Genomic DNA, 525 nt, shown 5'->3' with positions numbered 1-525 from the left:
ACTTACGAGATCGCGAGTACCCAGCTCGACATGGAGGCGAAGATGAGCGTCGTCAACGCGTCGAAAACCGCGATCTAGACACTGATGAAGAACCAGTGACGCCCGACTCGATGGGTCGCCCGATGGACTGCAACGAATGATATTCGGACGTGTGCCGCTTCACCGCCTTGTCGTGCGGCTTCTCGGCGTGCTCGCATTGAGCGTTCTGCTTGCCGGTTGTAAGAAGGAGTTGTATACCGGCCTGTCCGAGCAGGACGTCAACGAGATGATGGTCGCCCTCCTCGAGAACGGCGTCGACGCATCGAAGGATTCGGCCGATGGAGGCAAGAGCTGGAAGCTGAACGTCGATGGTGATCAGCTCGTTCATGCGATGGAGGTACTGCGCACGCGTGGTTTGCCGCGCAGCAAGTTCGACGACCTCGGCAACCTGTTCAAGAAGGACGGCCTCGTTTCGACGCCGACGGAGGAACGGATTCGCTTCATTTACGGCATGTCGCAGGAGTTGTCGTCGACACTGTCGAAAAT

1 pseudogene is annotated in these 525 nt (G+C 57.9%); it reads left to right on the top strand.

Annotated features, from left to right (window positions below):
- Window positions 1-136: 136 nt before the first annotated feature.
- A pseudogene (locus tag J5M71_RS27050) lies at window positions 137-525 on the top strand (EscJ/YscJ/HrcJ family type III secretion inner membrane ring protein); the annotation flags it as partial.

Origin of the sequence: Pseudomonas sp. 43(2021) (assembly GCF_017490805.1) — a bacterium.
In the GTDB taxonomy this organism is placed as follows: Bacteria; Pseudomonadota; Gammaproteobacteria; order Pseudomonadales; family Pseudomonadaceae; genus Aquipseudomonas.
This window is presented reverse-complemented; position numbering and strand designations above follow the sequence as displayed.